Annotated in this window: 20 protein-coding genes; 10 read left to right on the top strand and 10 right to left on the bottom strand. The window is 59.6% G+C overall.

The genetic code is table 11. The features are described from left to right. The 4 genes from ACUTJJ_RS20830 to ACUTJJ_RS20815 form a co-directional block, all read right to left on the bottom strand. Positions 1–211, bottom strand: a 211-nt coding sequence (locus ACUTJJ_RS20830) for a general stress protein (RefSeq protein ID WP_445543293.1), incomplete at its 3' end; no start/stop codon positions are given. Positions 212–237: 26 nt separating this feature from the next. Further along, positions 238–555 (bottom strand): PepSY domain-containing protein, encoded by a 318-nt coding sequence (locus tag ACUTJJ_RS20825; protein WP_445543292.1) that lies wholly within the window; start codon positions 553–555, stop codon positions 238–240. A 216-nt stretch (positions 556–771) separates the two neighbouring features. Next, positions 772–1,389, bottom strand: coding sequence for a flavodoxin family protein (locus tag ACUTJJ_RS20820; RefSeq protein ID WP_445543295.1), 618 nt, complete (start codon positions 1,387–1,389; stop codon positions 772–774). A 95-nt stretch (positions 1,390–1,484) separates the two neighbouring features. Then, positions 1,485–1,895, bottom strand: a complete 411-nt coding sequence (locus ACUTJJ_RS20815; protein WP_445543291.1) for a low affinity iron permease family protein — start codon at positions 1,893–1,895, stop codon at positions 1,485–1,487. Between the two features lie 281 nt (positions 1,896–2,176). On the opposite strand from ACUTJJ_RS20815, the gene ACUTJJ_RS20810 reads away from it, so the two are divergent. The 9 genes from ACUTJJ_RS20810 to ACUTJJ_RS20770 all read left to right on the top strand — a co-directional run bounded on the left by ACUTJJ_RS20810 (position 2,177) and on the right by ACUTJJ_RS20770 (position 11,586). Continuing rightward, complete coding sequence (locus ACUTJJ_RS20810) at positions 2,177–3,445, top strand: sugar ABC transporter substrate-binding protein (protein ID WP_445543290.1); 1,269 nt, start codon at positions 2,177–2,179, stop codon at positions 3,443–3,445. 22 nt (positions 3,446–3,467) lie between these two features. Beyond that, entirely contained in the window at positions 3,468–4,556 is a 1,089-nt protein-coding gene (locus tag ACUTJJ_RS20805) for a carbohydrate ABC transporter permease (protein WP_404496453.1), read from the top strand. Further along, positions 4,556–5,434 (top strand): carbohydrate ABC transporter permease, encoded by an 879-nt coding sequence (locus ACUTJJ_RS20800; RefSeq protein ID WP_445543289.1) that lies wholly within the window; start codon positions 4,556–4,558, stop codon positions 5,432–5,434. The genes ACUTJJ_RS20805 and ACUTJJ_RS20800 overlap by 1 nt, the downstream gene beginning before the upstream one ends. A 328-nt stretch (positions 5,435–5,762) precedes the next feature. Then, the gene (locus ACUTJJ_RS20795) at positions 5,763–6,875 is read left to right on the top strand and encodes an ABC transporter ATP-binding protein (protein ID WP_445543288.1); all 1,113 of its coding nucleotides are present in this window, start codon (positions 5,763–5,765) and stop codon (positions 6,873–6,875) included. Beyond that, positions 6,872–7,522 (top strand): ABC transporter permease, encoded by a 651-nt coding sequence (locus tag ACUTJJ_RS20790; protein WP_063948126.1) that lies wholly within the window; start codon positions 6,872–6,874, stop codon positions 7,520–7,522. The genes ACUTJJ_RS20795 and ACUTJJ_RS20790 overlap by 4 nt, the downstream gene beginning before the upstream one ends. Beyond that, positions 7,519–8,190 carry an ABC transporter permease gene (locus ACUTJJ_RS20785; RefSeq protein ID WP_144577003.1) on the top strand — a complete coding sequence of 224 codons (672 nt, stop codon included), beginning with the start codon at positions 7,519–7,521 and terminating at the stop codon, positions 8,188–8,190. Before ACUTJJ_RS20790 ends, ACUTJJ_RS20785 begins: the two co-directional genes overlap by 4 nt. A gap of 62 nt (positions 8,191–8,252) precedes the next feature. Beyond that, positions 8,253–9,167, top strand: coding sequence for an ABC transporter substrate-binding protein (locus ACUTJJ_RS20780; RefSeq protein WP_445543287.1), 915 nt, complete (start codon positions 8,253–8,255; stop codon positions 9,165–9,167). A 98-nt stretch (positions 9,168–9,265) separates the two neighbouring features. Beyond that, positions 9,266–10,006, top strand: coding sequence for a histidine utilization repressor (gene hutC, locus ACUTJJ_RS20775; protein WP_445543286.1), 741 nt, complete (start codon positions 9,266–9,268; stop codon positions 10,004–10,006). 92 nt (positions 10,007–10,098) lie between these two features. Further along, positions 10,099–11,586: an HAL/PAL/TAL family ammonia-lyase gene (locus ACUTJJ_RS20770; protein ID WP_445543285.1), complete on the top strand. Its 1,488-nt coding sequence runs from the start codon at positions 10,099–10,101 to the stop codon at positions 11,584–11,586. Between the two features lie 58 nt (positions 11,587–11,644). On the opposite strand, the gene ACUTJJ_RS20765 is transcribed toward ACUTJJ_RS20770, so the two are convergent. Together ACUTJJ_RS20765 and ACUTJJ_RS20760 are read right to left on the bottom strand one after the other, a co-directional pair. Beyond that, entirely contained in the window at positions 11,645–12,391 is a 747-nt protein-coding gene (locus ACUTJJ_RS20765; RefSeq protein WP_445543294.1) for a PhnD/SsuA/transferrin family substrate-binding protein, read from the bottom strand. Positions 12,392–12,411: 20 nt separating this feature from the next. Then, positions 12,412–13,452: a fatty acid desaturase gene (locus tag ACUTJJ_RS20760; protein WP_445543284.1), complete on the bottom strand. Its 1,041-nt coding sequence runs from the start codon at positions 13,450–13,452 to the stop codon at positions 12,412–12,414. A 135-nt stretch (positions 13,453–13,587) separates the two neighbouring features. Here ACUTJJ_RS20760 and ACUTJJ_RS20755 point away from each other — a divergent pair, with 135 nt between their 5' ends. After that, positions 13,588–14,424, top strand: a complete 837-nt coding sequence (locus ACUTJJ_RS20755; RefSeq protein WP_209087155.1) for a helix-turn-helix domain-containing protein — start codon at positions 13,588–13,590, stop codon at positions 14,422–14,424. A gap of 187 nt (positions 14,425–14,611) precedes the next feature. Here the strand turns inward: ACUTJJ_RS20755 and ACUTJJ_RS20750 are convergent, their stop codons facing one another. The 4 genes from ACUTJJ_RS20750 to ACUTJJ_RS20735 all read right to left on the bottom strand — a co-directional run. Beyond that, positions 14,612–15,373, bottom strand: coding sequence for an SDR family NAD(P)-dependent oxidoreductase (locus tag ACUTJJ_RS20750; RefSeq protein WP_445543283.1), 762 nt, complete (start codon positions 15,371–15,373; stop codon positions 14,612–14,614). Between the two features lie 3 nt (positions 15,374–15,376). Further along, positions 15,377–17,131 (bottom strand): SMP-30/gluconolactonase/LRE family protein, encoded by a 1,755-nt coding sequence (locus tag ACUTJJ_RS20745; protein ID WP_404496467.1) that lies wholly within the window; start codon positions 17,129–17,131, stop codon positions 15,377–15,379. Then, positions 17,059–18,039, bottom strand: coding sequence for an NAD-dependent epimerase/dehydratase family protein (locus tag ACUTJJ_RS20740; protein ID WP_445543282.1), 981 nt, complete (start codon positions 18,037–18,039; stop codon positions 17,059–17,061). The genes ACUTJJ_RS20745 and ACUTJJ_RS20740 overlap by 73 nt, the downstream gene beginning before the upstream one ends. Next, on the bottom strand, positions 18,036–18,647 hold a 612-nt coding region (locus ACUTJJ_RS20735; protein WP_445543281.1), incomplete at its 5' end, for an ABC transporter ATP-binding protein. The genes ACUTJJ_RS20735 and ACUTJJ_RS20740, both read right to left, overlap by 4 nt.

The following is an 18,647-nucleotide window of genomic DNA, read 5'->3' as shown; positions in this document are numbered from 1 at the left end:
TCAGCAGGCCGCCGGCGCCGCCCACAAGAGCGCCAATGCCGGCACCCGTGCCTGCGCCTTCCGCGGCCTTGGTCTCATCCTCGCCATGCCGCCTGTCGGCGTTGCTGCCAACGATACTGATATCGCTGGAGGGCACGCCCGCTCTCTCCAGTTCAGAAACGGCAGCGCTCGCATCATCATAGTCGTCGAAAAGTCCGGTTACGGTTCTCATGTCACTTCTCCCAAATGCTGCGCGCCTTATTTGGCGACGACGTTGCCCTGATAATCGAGCGCGACGCTCACGGCCTTGCCGTCTTTCATGCCCGAAGCCATCCACACGCCCTTGTCGTCCTTCTTCAGATCCTTGACCTGCGTGTACCCGGCATCTTCCATCCGCTCCTTGGCCTGTGCCTCGGTGAAGCTGTTGGCACCTTCGACGGGCGCTGTCGGGTTATTGACACCCGGGGTGGCAACCGCCGGCGTGTCGCCACCCGGATTGGCAGTGGGTGCCTGCTGGGCAAAGGCAGACAGCGCACCGCTCCCGAGAAGCAAAGCCACAAAAACAGTCTTTTTCATTGGGATTGTTCCTCCGCTTGCATCGTTGATCTCATGCTCCCAGAAACTTCCCGCGAGACGAGAAAACCTTCCTGAGCCAGCACGGACGCCTCCCGAACAAAGCGGCATGCGGAGAGTTCCGAAATATTTCGCAGCATCAGGAGAAGCGGTTTTGGATCGCGCGGCGGCGTTGCCATGAGTTGCAACCGCACGGAACAGCGCCAAAAACGAAAGACCTCATTCTTCGCTTGCGGGATATTGGCTGTTCTTCAGGAGACCGGCCAGATGCACCGTGTTGCGCGCCAGCATGCTGATCATGGTTTTTACCGCATCAGGCGTCTCATCCAGATCGACGAAATTCGTCGACCCCATCGCCTCTCCCACCCAATAGGCAACCGCATTCGCGGGGATGGTGAAGCCGACGTCGTTCAGGGCCTGAAAGAGCTCAGCAGAGACATGGTGCGCCCCATCCTCGTTGCCGACGACCGCCACGGCAGCCACCTTTCCGTAAGACACCATACGTCCCTGCGCGTCGGTTTCCTCCAGAAAGGCATCCATTCGCTCCAGTGCTCTTTTGCAGACGCTGGAGGGCTGGCCGAGCCATATCGGCGTACCGACAAGTAAAATGTCCGCCGCCAGTATCTTCTTTCGAATGGCCGGCCAGGCATCTCCCTCCCCCTCGTCTGAGCTGACGCCCGGTTTGATGACATGATCGGCAAGCCAGACGGTCTCGGTCTGAACCTCCAGAGTGCCGAGCTCCTGAACGATCAGGTCGAGTAGGCTTCCCGTCGAAGACGGCTCTTCCGACGTCGAGGATTTGAGGGTCGCATTCAGGGCAATGGCTTTAAGAGACATCATGTTTCCTTCTGTCAGCGGACCTTGCCGCATGGTGTTTTCGGGTGATCATGTCTTGTCTGGCTGAGGACCGTGCCCGCCCCAAAGCCAAGACGTTAGCGTCGGGACAGCAACCGCGACATGGCGTGATGCGGCGGCGGCTTTCCGCCTTCAGCACAGCCATTTTCCTTTTCGAGGCGGGCGCGAATTTCCTCGATTTCGTTCTCGGTTAAGTGCTCGATGCCGATGAAATCCCCCCTTGCCTTCTCAACGGCCCGCAGCAGTTCGTCCAGTTTCGCTTCCATCGCCGCCGAATCCCTGTTTTGCGAGTTCTGCACGAGGAAAATCATGAGGAAGGTGACGATGGTCGTGCCCGTATTGATGACCAGTTGCCAGACCTCTGAAAATCCGAAGAGCGGTCCGCTAATGCCCCAGACGATCACGGTCCCAAGTGCGACTACAAAGGCCGTCGGCGAACCGGAAAACGACGCAATACGGCTCGCAAATTGCGTAAAGAACCTGTTCATGGCGCGCTGCACCTCATGTCTTGCGATGCCGACGCACCTGTCAGATCAGCCGGTGGCGGTATGGTCCGATACGATGCGCTGCATGTCCTCGCTTCGAACCACGAAGGCGCGCAATGGTTCCGGAACGCCGGCGGCGTGAGCGCGTCGGATTTAAGCCTTTCAGCCCTTTGAGGCGCGCCAAGCCATACTTGCCGCGCGAAAAAATGCAGCGCCTGAATGCAAATTTTTTCGGAACAATCTGGAGATGGTGAAGTTACCCTCCTTCAGGAGGAGGACCATCCATGAACAGAAAAGCCGCTTTTGCAGGCACTGCCGCCGTTCTGTCGATGCTTTTTTCCAGTGCGGCGCTCGCCCAGACCGACCTTACGATGTGGTATCACGGTGCTGGCAACGTCGAAGAGCGCAAGATACTGGCTGGCATCATCGAGGACTTCAATTCGTCCCAGTCCGAATGGCGCGTGTCTCTTCAGGAATTTCCGCAAAACGCCTATAACGAATCCGTCACCGCCGCAGCACTTTCCAACAAGCTGCCTGACATCCTCGACGTAGACGGGCCGAACATGCCGAACTGGGCATGGTCCGGTTATCTTCAGCCGTTGCAGATCGACGAAACCAAGCTCGCCAATTTCCTCCCGGGTGCGATCGGCAAATGGGGCGACAAGCTCTACTCCGTCGGGCTTTGGGATGCCGCCGTCGCGGTGTTCGCCCGCAAATCCGTTCTCGATGAAAATGGCATCCGCATCCCGACACTCGACCAGCCATGGACCGGCGAGGAGTTTAATGCGGCGCTCGATAAGCTCGCGGCGAGTGGCAAGTTCGATTATGCGATCGACCTCGGCATGGCCGACAAGACGGAATGGTACAGCTATGCCTTCACCCCGTTTCTGGAAAGCTTCGGCGGCAGCCTGATCAACAAGGAAAATTATCAAACTGCCGAAGATGCCCTCAACGGAGACAATGCCATCAAGTTCGGTGAATGGTGGCAGGCGCTGTTCCAGAAGAAACTGGCCCCCGGCACATCACAATCGCCCGCCGACCACGAAACCGGCTTTCTGGAGGGAAGGCATGCCCTGCAATGGATGGGCAACTGGGTTGCGGTGAAAGCGCTGGAAAAATACGGGGACGACCTGTTGTTTCTCCCCGCGCCGGATTTTGGCAACGGCCCGAAAATCGGTGCCGGGTCCTGGCAGTTCGGCGTATCGGCCACCAGCAAACATCCGCAGGGAGCCTCCGCCTTCATCGAGTTTGCCATACAGGACAAATATCTTGCGCAGTTTTCCGATGCGATCGGTCTGATCCCTGCCACCTCTTCCGCCGCACAGATGACTGAGAACTACAAGAAAGGCGGACCGCTTGAAGTTTTCTTCGAACTTTCCAAACGCCAGGGAACCCTGCGCCCGGTGACGCCGGCCTACGCCTTCATGTCGCCGGTCTTTGCCAAGGCTGTGTCGGATATAGCCAATGGTGCTGATGTTGCCGACACGCTGGACAACGCGACCGACGAGATCAACAACAACATCGAGCGCAACGCCGGTTACAAGCCCAAATAGGGCCGAGATTGGGAAGCGATCAATGGCGTTCTTCTCGTCCAAGGAGAAACTTTCCCGCGACGGCTTAACGGGCTGGCTGATGGCCGCACCGGCGATGGTGCTGATTGGCCTCTTTCTGATCACGCCCTTCCTGCTCGGGCTGGGTTTCTCCTTCACCAACCAGCGGCTGACCTCCCCCAACCCGACGGAATTTGTGGGCTTTGAAAATTACACCCGGCTGCTCGGAGTCGGGGTCCTCGCGCTCGAGCCGGAGCGTAAGGCGGATGGAAGCCTCAAGCAGGATGCTGACGGCACGCTCTCCTACCCGCGCCTCCGCAGCTTTACCCGCGGAAACCCCGATTATCCGCATCTCGACGGAATGCGGGAATATAAAAGTTTTACCTGGGGTGAGAAACAGATCGTCATTCTGGCGCGCGACGTCGTGTTCTTGACGGCGCTTGTCAATACGCTCTCCTTCGTGGCGGTCGTTGCTCCCGTTCAGGCGGCGCTGGCGTTGTTTCTAGCCGTGCTTGTCAACCAGAAAATTCCGGGCGTTACGTTTTTCCGCGCGGTCTATTTCATGCCCGTCGTTTTGTCCGTCGTCGTGGTGGCGCTGCTCTGGCGGTTTATCTATGCCGCCGATAACGGCCTTCTGAACAGTGTTCTTGGCTATATGAGTTTCGGCCTGTTTCAACCTGTCGACTGGCTCGGCCGAACCGATACGGCCCTTTGGGCCATTCTGGTGATGTCGGTCTGGCAGGGCGTCGGTTTCCACATGGTTATCTGGCTTTCGGGCCTGCAGACCATTTCCCCTGATCTTTATGAAGCCGCTGATATCGAAGGCGCCAGCCGCTGGCAGAAGTTCAGCATGATAACCTGGCCGCTCCTGCGCAATACCGCCGTCCTCATCGTCATCGTCATCACCATGCAAGCCTTTGCGCTATTTGCGCAGATCGACGTGATGACCAAGGGCGGGCCGCGCGACGCAACGCAAAGCATCGTCTATCAGGCCGTCGAGCGCGGCTACAGACAGCAGGATATTGCAGCGGGGTCAGCAATCTCGGTCGTGCTGTTCCTGCTTGTCCTGTTGATCTCGCTGGTGCAGCGCTATCTCACACGGGAGAAACAGTGATGCAGGCAGGACAACGCAAAAGCCGTGCGTTCCTCATCGGCAACTACCTGCTGATGCTCGCCTTTGCGGCCATCTTCATCCTGCCCCTGCTCTTCATGGTTTTTTCGTCGCTGAAGCCAAACGAGCAGCTGTTGCGGGATGCCACGTCTCTCCGGGCATTTCTGCCGGTGGGTGATCTGTCGCTCGAAAACTACACGGCGGCTTTTGCGCGCGCGCCAATTGCGACCTTCATATTCAACTCGGTACTGGTAACGGGCGTAACCGTCTTCCTCGCCCTGTTGCTCGGCTCGCTGGCAGCCTTTGCCTTCACCTTTCTGAACTGGCGTGGAAAAGACGTCCTCTTCTCCGTCATTCTGGCCACCCTCATCATCCCCTTCGAGACGATCGCCGTACCTCTGCTCCTGGAGGTCAATAATCTGCCATGGATCGGCAGCGAAGGCTTCACCTGGGGATGGCTGAATTCATGGCATGTGCAGATCATTCCCTGGATAGCCGACGGGCTGACGATTTTCCTCTTCGTTCAATATTTCAAGGATTTGCCGAAAGAGCTTCTGGAGGCGGCGCGCATTGATGGCGCAAGCTGGCTGCGGATTTACGCGCAGGTGGTGATGCCGCTCAGCGGCCCCGTCATCGCCACGGCCGCGATCCTTAAATTCCTTGTCATGTATAGCCAGCAATATCTTTGGCCCCTGCTCGTCACCCAGTCCGAGGCCTACCGGCCGGTGATGGTGGGCCTGCAATATTTCTTCCAGCTCAACACCCCCTGGGGCGAAGTCATGGCCTACCTCACCATCATCACGCTGCCCGTGCTTATCTTCTACCTCCTCCTGCAAAGGCTGTTCATCTCCAGCATCGCCGCGAGCGGGATAAAGGGGTAACGGTATTTGCATATGCGCCCGACAGGAATGCAGGTGCCATTGAACCAATCTGCAGCGTTTGCGTTGAGCGATTGAACTGACTGACTGGTGTCAGCAACATCGCATTAGTCCCAGCTAAATGTTCGAAGGCAGTGTCCTCTCGGCCGCATCGCCTCTATCGATCAGGCATACTGATAAGGCGCAAAAACCGCCCAAAGAATTATCACAATCGCGACACGCGAAATCTTTAGGCACCCCGCTTGCGGAATGCAAAGCTTCGTGCTTGTATAGACAACTTCAAGGGATGCTCGAGGGTGACCAACATCCTTGGCTACAGAGGATTGTGTGCGTGATAACGTTCGATCGGGTGAGCAAGCATTATCGTGGAGCAACAACGGCTGTAGACAATCTGTCGCTGACCGCCCCCACCGGAAAACTGACGATTTTTGTTGGCCCGTCAGGCTGCGGCAAAACCACGTCGCTGCGCATGATAAACCAGCTAATCACGCCCTCATCCGGGTCGATCCTTCTTGATGGCGAGCCGACGGACAAGATGGATGTCGCCCTGCTGCGGCGTCGGATCGGTTACGTCATTCAGAACGCCGGTCTTTTTCCCCACCGAACGGTGGTGCAGAACATTGCCATCACGGCGCGCCTGAACGGCACCCCCAAGCAGCAGGCGCTCCGTATCGCCCACGATCTGCTGGAACGCGTGGGACTGTCGGCTTCCTTTGCTGATCGTTACCCATGGCAGCTATCCGGTGGCCAGCAACAGCGGGTGGGCGTTGCCCGCGCTTTGGCGTCGGATCCGAAGTTCATGTTGATGGACGAGCCTTTTAGTGCCGTCGACCCTGTCGTTCGGGCACAGTTGCAGGATGAGTTCCTGAGACTTCAACGCGAGATCGGCAAGACCATCATCATGGTGACGCATGATATCGACGAGGCCCTGAAGCTTGGCGATCAGGTCGCCGTTTTGCGCACCGGCGGCACGCTGGCACAGATCGCCACGCCACAGGAGCTCCTGGCGCGGCCGGCGGATGACTTCGTCGCAGACTTCATCGGCCGGGACCGCGGTTATCGAATTCTCGGATTTGCCGAGTTTAGAAATGGTGTCGCCCTTGGCAAGGAACCCACGGCGCCGCTCGGCACCGACCCCGCGTCGCTTCGGCAGACCGCCACGGACAGGTGGGTCCTGATTACGGATGCCGCAAACCGCCCACTCGGCTGGGTCGATAGTGAGAGCATCAAGGGCCCTGTTCGCGACGGCGATCTCAATCTCAGCGGAACGCTCGCGGTAGAGGGCGGAAGCCTGCGGCATGTTCTCGACGCAGCGCTGAGTTCGCCATCCGGCCGTGGTGTCATTGTCGGTCCATCGGGAGAACTCGTCGGCACAGTCACCCTGCCTGACGTTGTGTCCGCCATCGAAGCCGCGCGCAACGGACGTCAGGGCCTGCGATCATGAGATTTGACTGGTTATACCGTGAATCCGGCCGCATCGCTGAACTGTTTGCCTGGCACATCTGGCTTTCGGTCATCCCCGTCGTGATCGGCCTCATCCTGGCGTTGCCGCTCGGCTGGCTCGCGCAGCGGGCAGGTTTTTTCCGCTCAACCATGCTTGGCGCCGCAGGGCTGCTTTACACCATTCCTTCGCTCGCGCTCTTCGTGCTTCTTCCCCTCGTGTTGGGCACACGCATCCTCGATCCACTCAACGTCGTCGTCGCACTGACGATATATGCGCTGGCACTTCTGGTGCGCACCGTCAGCGACGGACTTCAGTCGGTGTCTCCGGATGTCGTGCAGGCCGCAAACGCGATGGGATACCGGCCGCTCAAACGTCTGCTCTTCGTCGAGCTGCCGCTGGCCGTTCCCGTGATTGCAGCTGGCTTGCGCGTGGCGGTGGTCTCGAATGTCAGCATCGTGTCGGTCGCAGCGCTCGTGGGCACGCCCCAGCTTGGTCTGCTGTTTACGCAGGGGCTGCAACTGCGGTTCCTGACGCCGATCATCGCAGGCATTATCCTGTGCATCGTTCTGGCGGTACTTCTGGATGCCATTGTGCTATTCATTGCGCGTCGTCTCACGCCATGGCAGGCAGGAGGTGCTGAAAAATGATTGACTGGTTCTCAGACCCCGCACACTGGATGGGCAATGACGGTGTTTTGGCGCTTGTGCTGCAGCATCTAATCTATAGTTCAATTGCGCTATTCTTCGCCTGCCTGATTGGCCTGCCGATCGGCCTCTATGTCGGACATACCGGACGGGGTGTGTTTCTCATTGCTGGCCTCGCCAATGCCCTTCGCGCGCTTCCAAGCCTTGGCCTCATCGTTCTGCTGGTGATCCTGTTCGGTCCCGTCTTTTCGTCGGACATGGCCTTCATCGTGCCCAGCATCGTCGTTCTGGTGCTTCTGGCGGTGCCGCCGATCATGAACGGCACATATGCCGGCGTGGCGGCGGTTGATCCGGCCGCCGTTGATGCAGCGCGCGGCATGGGTAAACGCCCACTCGACATTCTCTTCGACGTGGAACTGCCATGTGCATTGCCGCTGATCTTTTCGGGGCTGCGCAGTGCAACATTGCAGATCATCTCGACTGCAACCATTGCCGCTTACGTGTCGTTGGGCGGACTGGGCCGGTTGATTATCGATGGGCGGGCGCAAAACGATTATTACCAGATGGCGGCCGGCGCCGTGCTCGTTGGCGTTCTGGCGCTTGCCGTCGATCTTACCATAGGAATTATTTCGAAGCTCACGATCTCGCCCGGCCTGGCGCGCCGCCACTAGGCTCGGCATGCCTGAAAGACAGACGCATTTTCATCCAAGTCAAAAACAACAGGAGCAGCTGCATGGCATTCAGGATCTTTAAAGCCGCTGGCGCATTGGCCTTGGTGGCGCTTTCGGCGACCACATCATTTGCCCAGACCGACCCGCTTGGAGCTGCCCCGGCGGCTCGGACGGACACCTCGACCATTATCGTCGGCTCTGCCGACTTCCCCGAAAGCCAGCTTCTGGCGACCATCTATGCCAAGGCGCTCGCCGCAAAGGGCATCAAGGTCGAGACGAAACTGAGCATCGGCAGCCGCGAGGTCTACATCCCCGCCCTGCTCGACGGCTCGATCGATCTCCTGCCCGAATATGCGGGCGCGACACTGAGCTATCTCGACAAGAACGCCACCGCACACTCGCCAGCCGACGTGGCGGCTGCGCTCAAGGCCGCTCTGCCAAAGGGCGTGTCGATGCTCACACCCTCTGAGGCGCAGGACTCGGACGGTGTTGCCGTGACAAGCGCGACTGCCGAGAAATACAAGCTGAAGACAATCGCCGATCTGGCCCCAGTCGCCTCGGAGCTGGTGCTCGGCGGTCCACCCGAATGGAAAACCCGCAAAGAGGGTATCATCGGGCTCAAGGACATCTATGGCCTGGAGTTCAAGTCCTTCAAGTCGCTCGATGTCGGCGGTCCTCTGACGCTCTCCGCGCTGGTGAACGACCAGGTGCAGGCCGCAAACCTGTTCTCGACCGATCCGGCCATCGCCGCCAATGATCTCATCGTTCTGGAAGATGTGAAAAACCTGTTCCCAGCGCAGAACATCGTCCCTGTCATCGCGACGCCGAAGGTGAACGACGTCGTGACGACGACGCTTGACGCCGTCTCCGCAGCCTTGACCACCAAGGACCTCATCGTCATGAACGGTCGCCTTGCCAATCACGACAGCTTCGATGTGGTGGCCGAAGAGTGGCTCACGGCCCACAAGTTGAACTGACCTGATCTGCGGGTATGGCAGCTCCATACCCGCAGACGCTTCCCCTACAGTCAGGCGCCGAGACGGGCGGCCTTGACACCCCAGCGCCTCGGAACGCCATGCACACGGTAAAGCAACAGGTTGACATCAGGCCGGACGAAGCAGCTGCTACCCCGCCGCTTTACGTCAAACTGAAGGACTACGTTCGCAGCCGTGTTGAAACAGGCGAGTGGGCCATCGGCCAGCGCGTGCCATCTGAAAATGAATTGGTGGACATGCTTGGGGTCAGCCGGATGACGGCTAACCGTGCCCTGCGCGAGCTTGCGGATGAGGGATTCGTGGTCCGTGTCCGTGGCAAAGGCTCGTTTGTCGCCAGCAAAAAGCGGACGTCCCAGTTTCAGAGCGTTCCCAACATCGCCGACGAGATTACTCAGAATGGCGGCATACACTCGGCAAAGATCATTCTGCTTCGCACGGAGACAAGCGATACGGATCTGGCAGAAGCGCTCTCTGTCGATGTCGGGGCAACGGTCGCACATTCAATCATCGTCCACGCTGAAGATTCCGTGCCGATGCAAATCGAAGATCGTTTCGTCAACCACGAGATCGTGCCGGATTACGTCAATCAGGATTTCAACACGAGGACGCCAAACGGCTATCTCACTGCAGTGGCACCCATTATCAGGGCTGAACAACATATCGAGGCTGTTACGGCGCAGCCGTGGGAGTGCAAACTGCTGGCAATTTCCAAGGCCGAGCCCTGCCTCTTGGTGCGACGCCGGACCTGGTCCGAAATGGGAGTCATCTCGTCGGTTCGCCTGCTCTATCCCGGAAGCCGCTACCGTCTTTACAGCACCTGACATTCCCAAATGTCAGGCCCAGCATCCCGACCATCCATGGAACCTGCAATGCCTCTTTCGCCTGTCCTGCCTTCCGCCCCGGAGAAAAACCTGTGACCGTCTTGCTGGACAAAGGCCTGACATGGCGCGACGTTGCCCTCGTGAGCCAGGGGGATCATCTCGTTCTCTCAGACGACGCCTATCAGCGGATCGAAAGGGCAAGTCGCATTGTCGAAAGCATCGTTGAGAACGGTGTTCGCGCCTATGGCATCAGTACCGGTGTTGGCGCCCTGTCGGACACGGTCGTCGATCGCGCAGCGCAGGGGAAACTCTCCCGCAGCATCGTTCTCAGCCACGCCTGCGGCGTCGGCCCGTTGCTCGGCCGAACCGAAGTGCGCGCGATCATCGCGGCACAGATCGCCAACTTCGCCCATGGCCATTCCGGTGTTCACAGGGATGTCGTCGCCTATCTCACGAAATTTCTGGAGCACGACTGTGTTCCCGATGTTCCCTCAAAAGGGTCAGCCGGCTATCTGATCCATAATGCTCACATCGCACTCGTGCTGATCGGCGAAGGTTCGGCTAAGCTCGCCGGCAAACCGCTGAGCGGCAGCGACACCCTGGCGGCCATGGGCCTTGAACCGCTCGTTCTTGGCGCCAAAGAAGGTCTCAGCCTTGTTAACGGCACGGCCTGTTCTACGGGGCTTTCCAGTGTCGCTCTAGCGCGCACAGAACGGCTCTTCGATTGGGCCGACGCGGTAGCCGCACTGACGCTTGAAGCCGCTGGCGGACAGATGTCGGCCTTCGCGGAACCTGTGCTCTCGCTACGCACCTCACCCGGCATTGCGACTGTCGGTGAATCCATCCGTTCCCGCCTAGAAGGCAGCGGTCTCATCGAAGCGTCGCGAGGCAGGCGGACACAGGATGCTCTCAGCCTGCGCGCCATTCCCCACGCCCATGGTGCGGCGCGCGATGTGTTCGATAGCTGCGCGACCATTGTCAACCGCGAACTGGCCTCGGTGACAGACAACCCGGCGATCGCCGGGACCCCCGACGAGCCGATGGTGTGGTCGCAGGCTCACGCGGTAGCGCCGGCGCTCGGGCAGGCGGCCGATAGTCTCGCCATCGCAGTTGCGCAAATCGCGGCCATGAGCGAACGGCGCATCGACCGGCTCGTCAACCCGCTGGTGAGCGGGCTTTCGCCATTTCTCGCCTCCGATCCTGGCAGCCATTCCGGTTTCATGATCGCGCAATATACCGCAGCAGCCCTTTCCAACGAAAATCGCCGGCTTGCAGCGCCCGCCTCGACCGACGGAGGACTAACCTCCGCTCTGCAGGAAGACTTTCTGGCGCATCCGACCGCCGCCGCCAACAAACTTCTCACGATGATCGAGAATGCCGAAATTATCCTGTCGATCGAATGGATGGCGGCGACGCAGGCGCATGATCTGGTCGCATCCGTTGCGGCAAGGGCGGCAGGCACCGACGCACTTCATCGCCTGCTCCGCGCCCATCTTCGGCCCTATGCGGATGATCGACCGCTATCGGCGGATATCGAGGTTGCCCGCTCCCTGATGATACGGAACACGCCGCCACCCTGACACATGGCGGCGTTGCCGGAAGTTCGGGCAGGCAGGGGCATCCCTCTTGGCGTCTTCGCTACAGAGGAAGTTTTACACCCAAGGCCTTGGCGCTTATGAAAGGCAGTCCTTTGCGCCGCGCGGTCCAGCCAATGACGTGCATGTGGGAAGCCACCGGCTCGTATCGCTGTGCAATCGCCCAGGATTTACAATCAATCGCGGCTAGATCGGCGTCCCCGCGCCCGACGGCGATGAGCGACGCGCGATGCGAGCGTGTCTCCAGAAGGTCGCCGAACGTGTCGAGACTGTAGCCAGCAGCCTCCAAATCCCGCTTGAGGCTGAGGTAACCGGACAGGGACCGATGCTCGTTGAACGCCAGTCTTTTTTGATGGAAAAAGCTCAGCGGCAAAACTGCCTCGCCATCGTCGGACGGGCCGATATCGCTGCCGCCCTCACCAATACGGGCGATGATCGCGCTTGAGTAAAATGGACCCTTACCCCCTGCAATCCCGTCATAATTGCTCTCGCCAATGACCTCCACATGATCTTGAAGGCCAAGCTCCATAGGACCCCAGCACGTCTGGGAGACCAGCAGGTTCGGGTGACGCCACAAGACCGCGAGATCCAGCATTTCGGGATCCAGTGTGGCAGGATCCGCCGCGATGATGGAACCGTCATCCCCGCGAATGCCGCCGGGAACGGCTGGCATCTCCCCATTGCGCCGCACGAGACGCTCTGGAGCATCGATGCCATGGGCGCGAAACTTCGCGCGCATTTCCGCCCATAAAGCGTCGGTCTCGGCACGCAATTCCGGCCAGTCATACATCGGCAGAGCCGCGATCAGGGTCACGTTGCAATATCCGTTCTCAGTGTATTCTCCGACATGACGTAGGCGACGACGTCTGTTGGCACATAGGCGACGGCCGGCGCCATTGCGACAGTCTCGCTCCGCCTCAAGGCGGGATGTACCACGGGCTCCTTCGCACGCAGGGCAAAGGCGCGGAAAACCTCGAAATAGTTGGCGAAGACATACCCCTCATTCATGGTCTGCCACTCGGCGCGGCGTGCTTTATACAGGGATGGTAGCCTGTACCATGCGGCAGTCGGCAGCTTGTGATGCACGAAATGCAGGTTGTTATAGAGAAACAGGGGGGCCAGAATGGAGTTTTCAACGATGATCGTGCGCCCGTCCGGACGTTCGGCCCATTGGTGCTCGCAGTAGGAGCGAATAGCGATGATGGAAATCCCGAGGTAGGCGGCAACGCCGATATAGAGCCAGAGGGGAATTCCAAATAGCAACGATATGACGAACAACGTCGGGACCAGTCCGGCCAGATGCAGGACCCAGGCATACATGACACGCCGGTCACCTTTGGCGATCTTCCGCCACTCCGATACCGTAAATCCGATCACCATCAATGGCGGTCCGATCAACAAGCGTCCAATCAATGTATTGTTCCACCCGAGCAGCGTCTTTAGAAACCCCGGCAGCTTCTCCCAGTCGCCCATAGCGCGATAGTAGCTTTCCGGATCATCGAACGGATCGGTCAGACGCTCATCGGCGTGGTGCTGAAGATGAGTCCGCTTGTAGCTGCGGTAGGGATAAAAAATGCCGAGCGGTGCGAAGACCAGAGCTTCGTTAAGCCTTGCGTTGCGGGTCGGGTGCCCGTGCAAGACCTCATGCTGAAGCGATGAATGCAGGGCGACAGCGACACCCATCAAGACCAACGCCAGCAGCGGATAATGTGGATAGAGAGCGTATCCGGCTCCACCCCAAAGACCGTAGCAGATCACCAGCAAGCCGACCGTTGGCCACTCTATTCTCAAACCCCTCGACCGGCGTCGGCCGATCAATTGTAGATGCCCATCACTGGAAATTTCGCTCATTTCATGCCCCGACAAAATCTGATCTAGAGATTTTCATCGGAGGTCGCATAAGCACAACGAGATTATGGTGACCAATCGTTGATTCTGATCACGAAAAGTAGAATATGGTGACAATTGTAAACAATGAGGTGACCAGTGGACAAACGCGCTCTGTCAAATCTGTTTCGCGTCAGGCTGAGTGATCTCGTTACCCGCGCCGGCGTCAGTCATTCCGCTTTCGCAGCCGGCATAGGCATCGATCGGTCAGCCCTCTCGCAGCTTCTATCCAGTGATTCGGCGAGGCTTCCGCGCGTCGAAACGCTCCTGAATATTGCCGAGCGCCACTCGGTCTCGCTGGACTGGTTGCTCGGCATCTCGCACGATCCGGGCTTGATGGGAGAGTTACGTCCAAGTTTTGAAATAGAGGAAGGCGGCGAAGATTATACCGATACGCTCCTGATGAAATGGCATGCGGAGGCCGCCGGCTCCAAGATACGATACGTGCCGGCCCGCATTCCCGACCTTCTCCGAACACCGCAGATCATCGCATTCGAGGCAAAGTCGGCGCATCAGAGCGTCAAGGCGCAAGCGAGCGAGACGGCCTTCCGGCTCGATTACAATCGCCAACCTGGCACAGACATGGAAGTGTGCATGCCACGCGAAACACTCGAAGCCTTCGCTGAGGGCCGCGGGATGTGGCGAGGGCTGAAGAAGGAAATCCGCGCCGAACAGCTTCAGTACATGTCGACACTCATCAACGAGCTCTATCCATCCTTCCGCTTGTTCCTCTTCAATGAGAAGGAACGGTTCTCCGTACCCTACACGATCTTCGGATCGCAACGCGCTGCGATTTTCGTCGGCGGGATGTATCTCGTGCTGAACAACGCCGAATCCATCCGAAAGATGCAGCGGCATTTCGATGAGCTGATACGGTTCACCCGCGTCCACGCCCATCAAAGCGCGGATTTTGTACGAACGCTTGCGGTCTTATGATGCGCGGAGAAGGCAGCAGTCGCACGGTCCATGCCGAACGACATGCATCGGCAAAACAATGCGCTCACCAAACCAAAGCCACGTGAATGACACCCGTCAGCAGTGACTTGTCATGTCGAGCAGCTGAGGAAGCGTCCGGTTAGCAATCGCATTGCTCACCATCACCCTTTCCCGCAGGCAAAATCCGTCAAACTCCCCCCGTCAAAAATATGCTTTCGCCGGTCATGAAACTGCACGCCTCGGACGACAGGAAGATCGCGGCGCCCACCATTTCCTGCGGATGCGCTGCCCGCCCCATCCAGTTGATGGTCCGCGTATACTCTGCCCAGGCTTCGGGGTCCCCATCACGACGATGGGCGTTGCGGTCCGTGTCGACGAGGCCGGGAGCGAGCGTGTTGAGCAGGACATTGTCGCGGGCGTAATCGCGTGCCTGACTCTGGATCAGATTATGCTGTGCTGCTTTGGTCGCGGCGTAAGCCGTGACAATTGATTTCGGCCGCAGCTGGTTGATTGAGCCAAGCGAAACCACCCTGCCCCACTTACGGGCCGCCATGCGCGGAAGCACGGCCTGCAGCATGTCGACGGTGGAGCCCAGATTGACCGCAAGCTGAAGCGTCAGATCGTCGTTTGTCAGCTCTGCCAAGGGCGCGTTGATCTGCGCGCTGGCATTGATTACAAGGATGTCGACCGGGGCGATCTCTTCGGCGCGTCTTATCAGATCATGCCCGGCACCGGGCTCGGCGAGATCAGCCGCAAGTTCGCTCACGCTGGCGCCGCTTGCAGCGATTTTTTCCTGAACGGCAAGTGTCGAACCCGGCTTCACCCCGTGCAGGATGACATGTGCGCCCGCACCGGCGAGCCCTTCGGCGATCGCCGCGCCTATGCCACGGCTCGATCCCGTAACAAGCGCGGTGCGGCCCTTCAGGCCGAAGATACTCTCCAGGGACATTGTTCAACCCTCAAACAAGGAAACGCGCGCGCCGGCAATGCCCGGGCGGCAGGAAAACAGACCGCCCGAGAGCGGCGCGTCAGCGAGCGTCGACGCCGGCAGGCGAGTGCGGGCGCTGGTGATGAACAGCGTCGTCAGATCCGGCCCGCCAAAAGCGATGCTCGTGGGGCGCGGCACCGGCATCTCGATCACCTGATCCAGCTTCCCGTTCGGAAGATAGCGACGCACCGACCAGCCGTCCCATATGGCACACCAGACGCCGCCTTCCACATCCACGGCGAGACCGTCCGGCCGTCCGTCGGCGACGGGGATGCGCGCAAACTCGCGCCGGTTCGACAGCGCTCCTGTCAAAGGGTTGCAATCATAGGCGTGGATCAGACCGGGCACGGTATCAACGAAATAGAACGTTCTCCCATCCGGGCTCCAGCCGAGCCCGTTGGAGACGATGATGCCGCCCTCCTTGCGTTCGAAGGCGCCGTTGGCATTGATACGATAAAGCGCACCGGTGGGTTTAGAGGCATCGATCCGCATCGATCCGACCCATATCGCGCCATCGGGCCCGCATTTGGCATCGTTCAAGCGGTTGTCCACGATACCCGCCTCGGGGCTGACAAAGGGCGTGAGGCGGCCGGATGGAAAATCAAGCCACTCAATCCCGTCCTGGGACGCCACCAGCAGACGGCCGCCGCCAACCGGAATGACCGCGCTGACCAGCTTGCCGGTCTCGCAAGTCTCGTTGCGACCGGTCGCCGGGTCGAAGCGATGAACGGCGGGGTGGAGAATGTCCACCCAATAGAGAGTGTTCTCCCCCTCATGCCAGACGGGGCTCTCGCCGAGTTGCGCGCCCCATGGCAGGATGCAACTTAAATCGGCGCTCGGACGGCCCGTTGCCGATCGCGGTTTCGGCCTGGAGCTGATGGCAACGGCCCCGGCAGCGCCCGTGATGCGGCGCGCGGCGGCGATCAGCTCGCGACCGGCCGGATGGATGTTGGACGTATCGAGCCGCGACGAGGGACCGAGCGCAACGAGCACCCCCATTGGCGTATTGTCGCGACCCATGACAGGCGCGGCCACGGAATTGACGCCCGGCAGATGCTCCTCATAGGAAATCGAATAACCCCGTGCGCGTGTCAGCGTCAGGTCCGCCTGAAGCGCGTCGAGCGTGGTGAGGGTTTTCGGCGTCTGCACATCGAACGCCAGACGATCGAGCAGTGCGCGGCCGACGGCGGGGTCCTGGAAAGCGAGAAGCGCCTTGCCGGGCGCCGTGCAATGCAGGGGAACACGACGCCCCACTTCGACACGGACCGACAGACCATTCGGCGAACGTTCGGCGAGATATTGGGTCATCGTGCCGTCAAGCCGGCACAACGCAACTGTTTCGCCCAGCTCAGCCGCGAGCCGCTCGAGTTCCGGCGTTGCGGCCGAAACGAGGTCGAAACTCTCCCAGACCTTATGCGACATTTCCAGAAAGCGTTGACCAAGCACATAGGTGCCCCGCGCCTCGTCCTGCCGCACCAGCCCATAGGCGATGAGGGTACGCAAAATGCGGGCAAACGTCGGTTTCGGCAGGCCGGAGGCACGCAAAAGCTCCGCAAAACGTGGCGGCTCCGGCGCATCCGCTACCATATCCAGAAGCGTCAGCCCTTTGGCGAGCGCCGCCGTTCCTCCCGGCGTTTCCGGCTTCATTATGTCCGCTCCGTCGCGAGGCGCTGCCGTCTTGCGGCGGCCGCCTCTTCCAGCATCCGGTCCATCGTCCATTGTGGTTCAAATCCCAGAGTGTTTCTGATCCGCTTGTTGGATGTATGGTAATAAACACCGTCGCCGGGAAAATCGACTGTCACGATGGGAAGTCCGGTCAGCGCTGCCATTTTTGGCAACACGTCGCTGAAATCAGCAGGGTCGTCCGCGCCGAGATTGAAGATGCCGCCCGCCGCGTCGGGATGGTCGAGGGCAAGCAGGATGCCTGCCACCATGTCGCGCGTATCGGTGATGTGCATACGGAACGGCCGGCCGTTTTCATTCCGCGCCAGTATATGCGACGGCTCTCCAATATCGCGGGACCGGAGCAATTCGGCGACAGCCGTATTTCCGAAATTCTGCTGCTGGAGAATGCGCGGCCGCAGGAAAAACCGGGGGCCGGAAAAGAAACTCTCTTCGTCCAGCAGTTCTGTTGCATCCTGCGTATGCGAGAAACGCAGGATCACCGTTTCCATGCGGCCCGCCCGCTGATGAAACTGCACCAGCTCTTCGCCCAGAAGCTTGGTCAGACCATAGGGCGAGTTGGGTCGAAGTGGATGGTCCTCCGTGACCGGCAGGAATTCCGGGCGATTTTCCGGATAGACCTCACCCGTTGAGGCGAAAACGAACCGCCGCACACCAGCCGCCGCGGCCGCGTCGAGCAGCCGGCGCGTGCCCTCAACATTGACGGCAAACATGCGGTCGCGATCCGCCGGAACCCAGGACATGAACGCCCCAAGATGCAGGACGGCGCTCACATCCTTGGTGGCGTCGGACAGTGCCTGCGCATCCTCAAGTGACCCGACGACTTCCTCGCCGCCGGTTCCCGATGGTTTGAGATCAAAGCCGCGAACGGTTCGGCCCTGCGCGCGCAAGGCGGCGACAACGGCACGGCCGACACGACCTGACGACCCGGTGACAAGGATCATAACCGTGCTCCGGTCTCTGCATCGAAAAGATAAAGCTGCGCCGGATCGAAACCGAGCCGGAGCGCCGCATTGCCGGGAAGGCTGCCGGTATGCGAGACGCGTGCGATCAGCCCCTTGGACTTGCCTTCTTCGCCATCGGCCACCCTTGCGCCTTCCGCATCGAAATAGACGTATTTTTCCGATCCCAGGCTTTCAACCAGCGTCGGCCGAACATCGAAGGTAACAGGCGCATCGCCCAGAACGAGATGTTCTGGCCTCAGGCCCACGATCACGCCGCCCTGACGGTCGCTGGCTCCCGGCAGGGAAACCTGTTGCCCAAAGAGGGTCACTTTGCCGTCACGCAGTTCCGCATTGAGGAAATTCATGCCCGGAGAACCGATGAACCCGGCAACGAAAAGATTGGCTGGATTGTTGAAAAGTTCGTCCGGTGCAGCGATCTGCTGGATGACGCCGCCCTGCATGATGACGACGCGGTCCGCCATCGTCATCGCCTCGACCTGATCATGCGTCACATAAACGGTGGTGACACCGATGCGCTTGTGCAACGCGCCGATCTCGGCACGCATATGGACACGCAGCTTGGCATCGAGGTTGGACAGAGGCTCATC

The sequence above is a fragment of the Agrobacterium sp. DKPNP3 genome (assembly GCF_052686535.1).
This window is presented reverse-complemented; position numbering and strand designations above follow the sequence as displayed.

Excerpts from the sequence above, each read along its gene's own strand:
- ACUTJJ_RS20805 (WP_404496453.1), top strand. The coding sequence starts at position 3,468 with ATGGCGTTCTTCTCGTCCAAGGAGAAACTTTCCCGCGACGGCTTAACG.
- ACUTJJ_RS20785 (WP_144577003.1), top strand. The coding sequence starts at position 7,519 with ATGATTGACTGGTTCTCAGACCCCGCACACTGGATGGGCAATGACGGT.
- ACUTJJ_RS20810 (WP_445543290.1), top strand. The coding sequence starts at position 2,177 with ATGAACAGAAAAGCCGCTTTTGCAGGCACTGCCGCCGTTCTGTCGATG.
- ACUTJJ_RS20750 (WP_445543283.1), bottom strand. The coding sequence starts at position 15,373 with ATGTCCCTGGAGAGTATCTTCGGCCTGAAGGGCCGCACCGCGCTTGTT.
- ACUTJJ_RS20815 (WP_445543291.1), bottom strand. The coding sequence starts at position 1,895 with ATGAACAGGTTCTTTACGCAATTTGCGAGCCGTATTGCGTCGTTTTCC.
- ACUTJJ_RS20800 (WP_445543289.1), top strand. The coding sequence starts at position 4,556 with ATGCAGGCAGGACAACGCAAAAGCCGTGCGTTCCTCATCGGCAACTAC.
- ACUTJJ_RS20790 (WP_063948126.1), top strand. The coding sequence starts at position 6,872 with ATGAGATTTGACTGGTTATACCGTGAATCCGGCCGCATCGCTGAACTG.
- ACUTJJ_RS20780 (WP_445543287.1), top strand. The coding sequence starts at position 8,253 with ATGGCATTCAGGATCTTTAAAGCCGCTGGCGCATTGGCCTTGGTGGCG.
- ACUTJJ_RS20740 (WP_445543282.1), bottom strand. The coding sequence starts at position 18,039 with ATGATCCTTGTCACCGGGTCGTCAGGTCGTGTCGGCCGTGCCGTTGTC.
- ACUTJJ_RS20745 (WP_404496467.1), bottom strand. The coding sequence starts at position 17,131 with ATGGACGATGGACCGGATGCTGGAAGAGGCGGCCGCCGCAAGACGGCA.
- hutC (WP_445543286.1), top strand. The coding sequence starts at position 9,266 with ATGCACACGGTAAAGCAACAGGTTGACATCAGGCCGGACGAAGCAGCT.
- ACUTJJ_RS20765 (WP_445543294.1), bottom strand. The coding sequence starts at position 12,391 with ATGTATGACTGGCCGGAATTGCGTGCCGAGACCGACGCTTTATGGGCG.
- ACUTJJ_RS20760 (WP_445543284.1), bottom strand. The coding sequence starts at position 13,452 with ATGAGCGAAATTTCCAGTGATGGGCATCTACAATTGATCGGCCGACGC.
- ACUTJJ_RS20820 (WP_445543295.1), bottom strand. The coding sequence starts at position 1,389 with ATGTCTCTTAAAGCCATTGCCCTGAATGCGACCCTCAAATCCTCGACG.
- ACUTJJ_RS20825 (WP_445543292.1), bottom strand. The coding sequence starts at position 555 with ATGAAAAAGACTGTTTTTGTGGCTTTGCTTCTCGGGAGCGGTGCGCTG.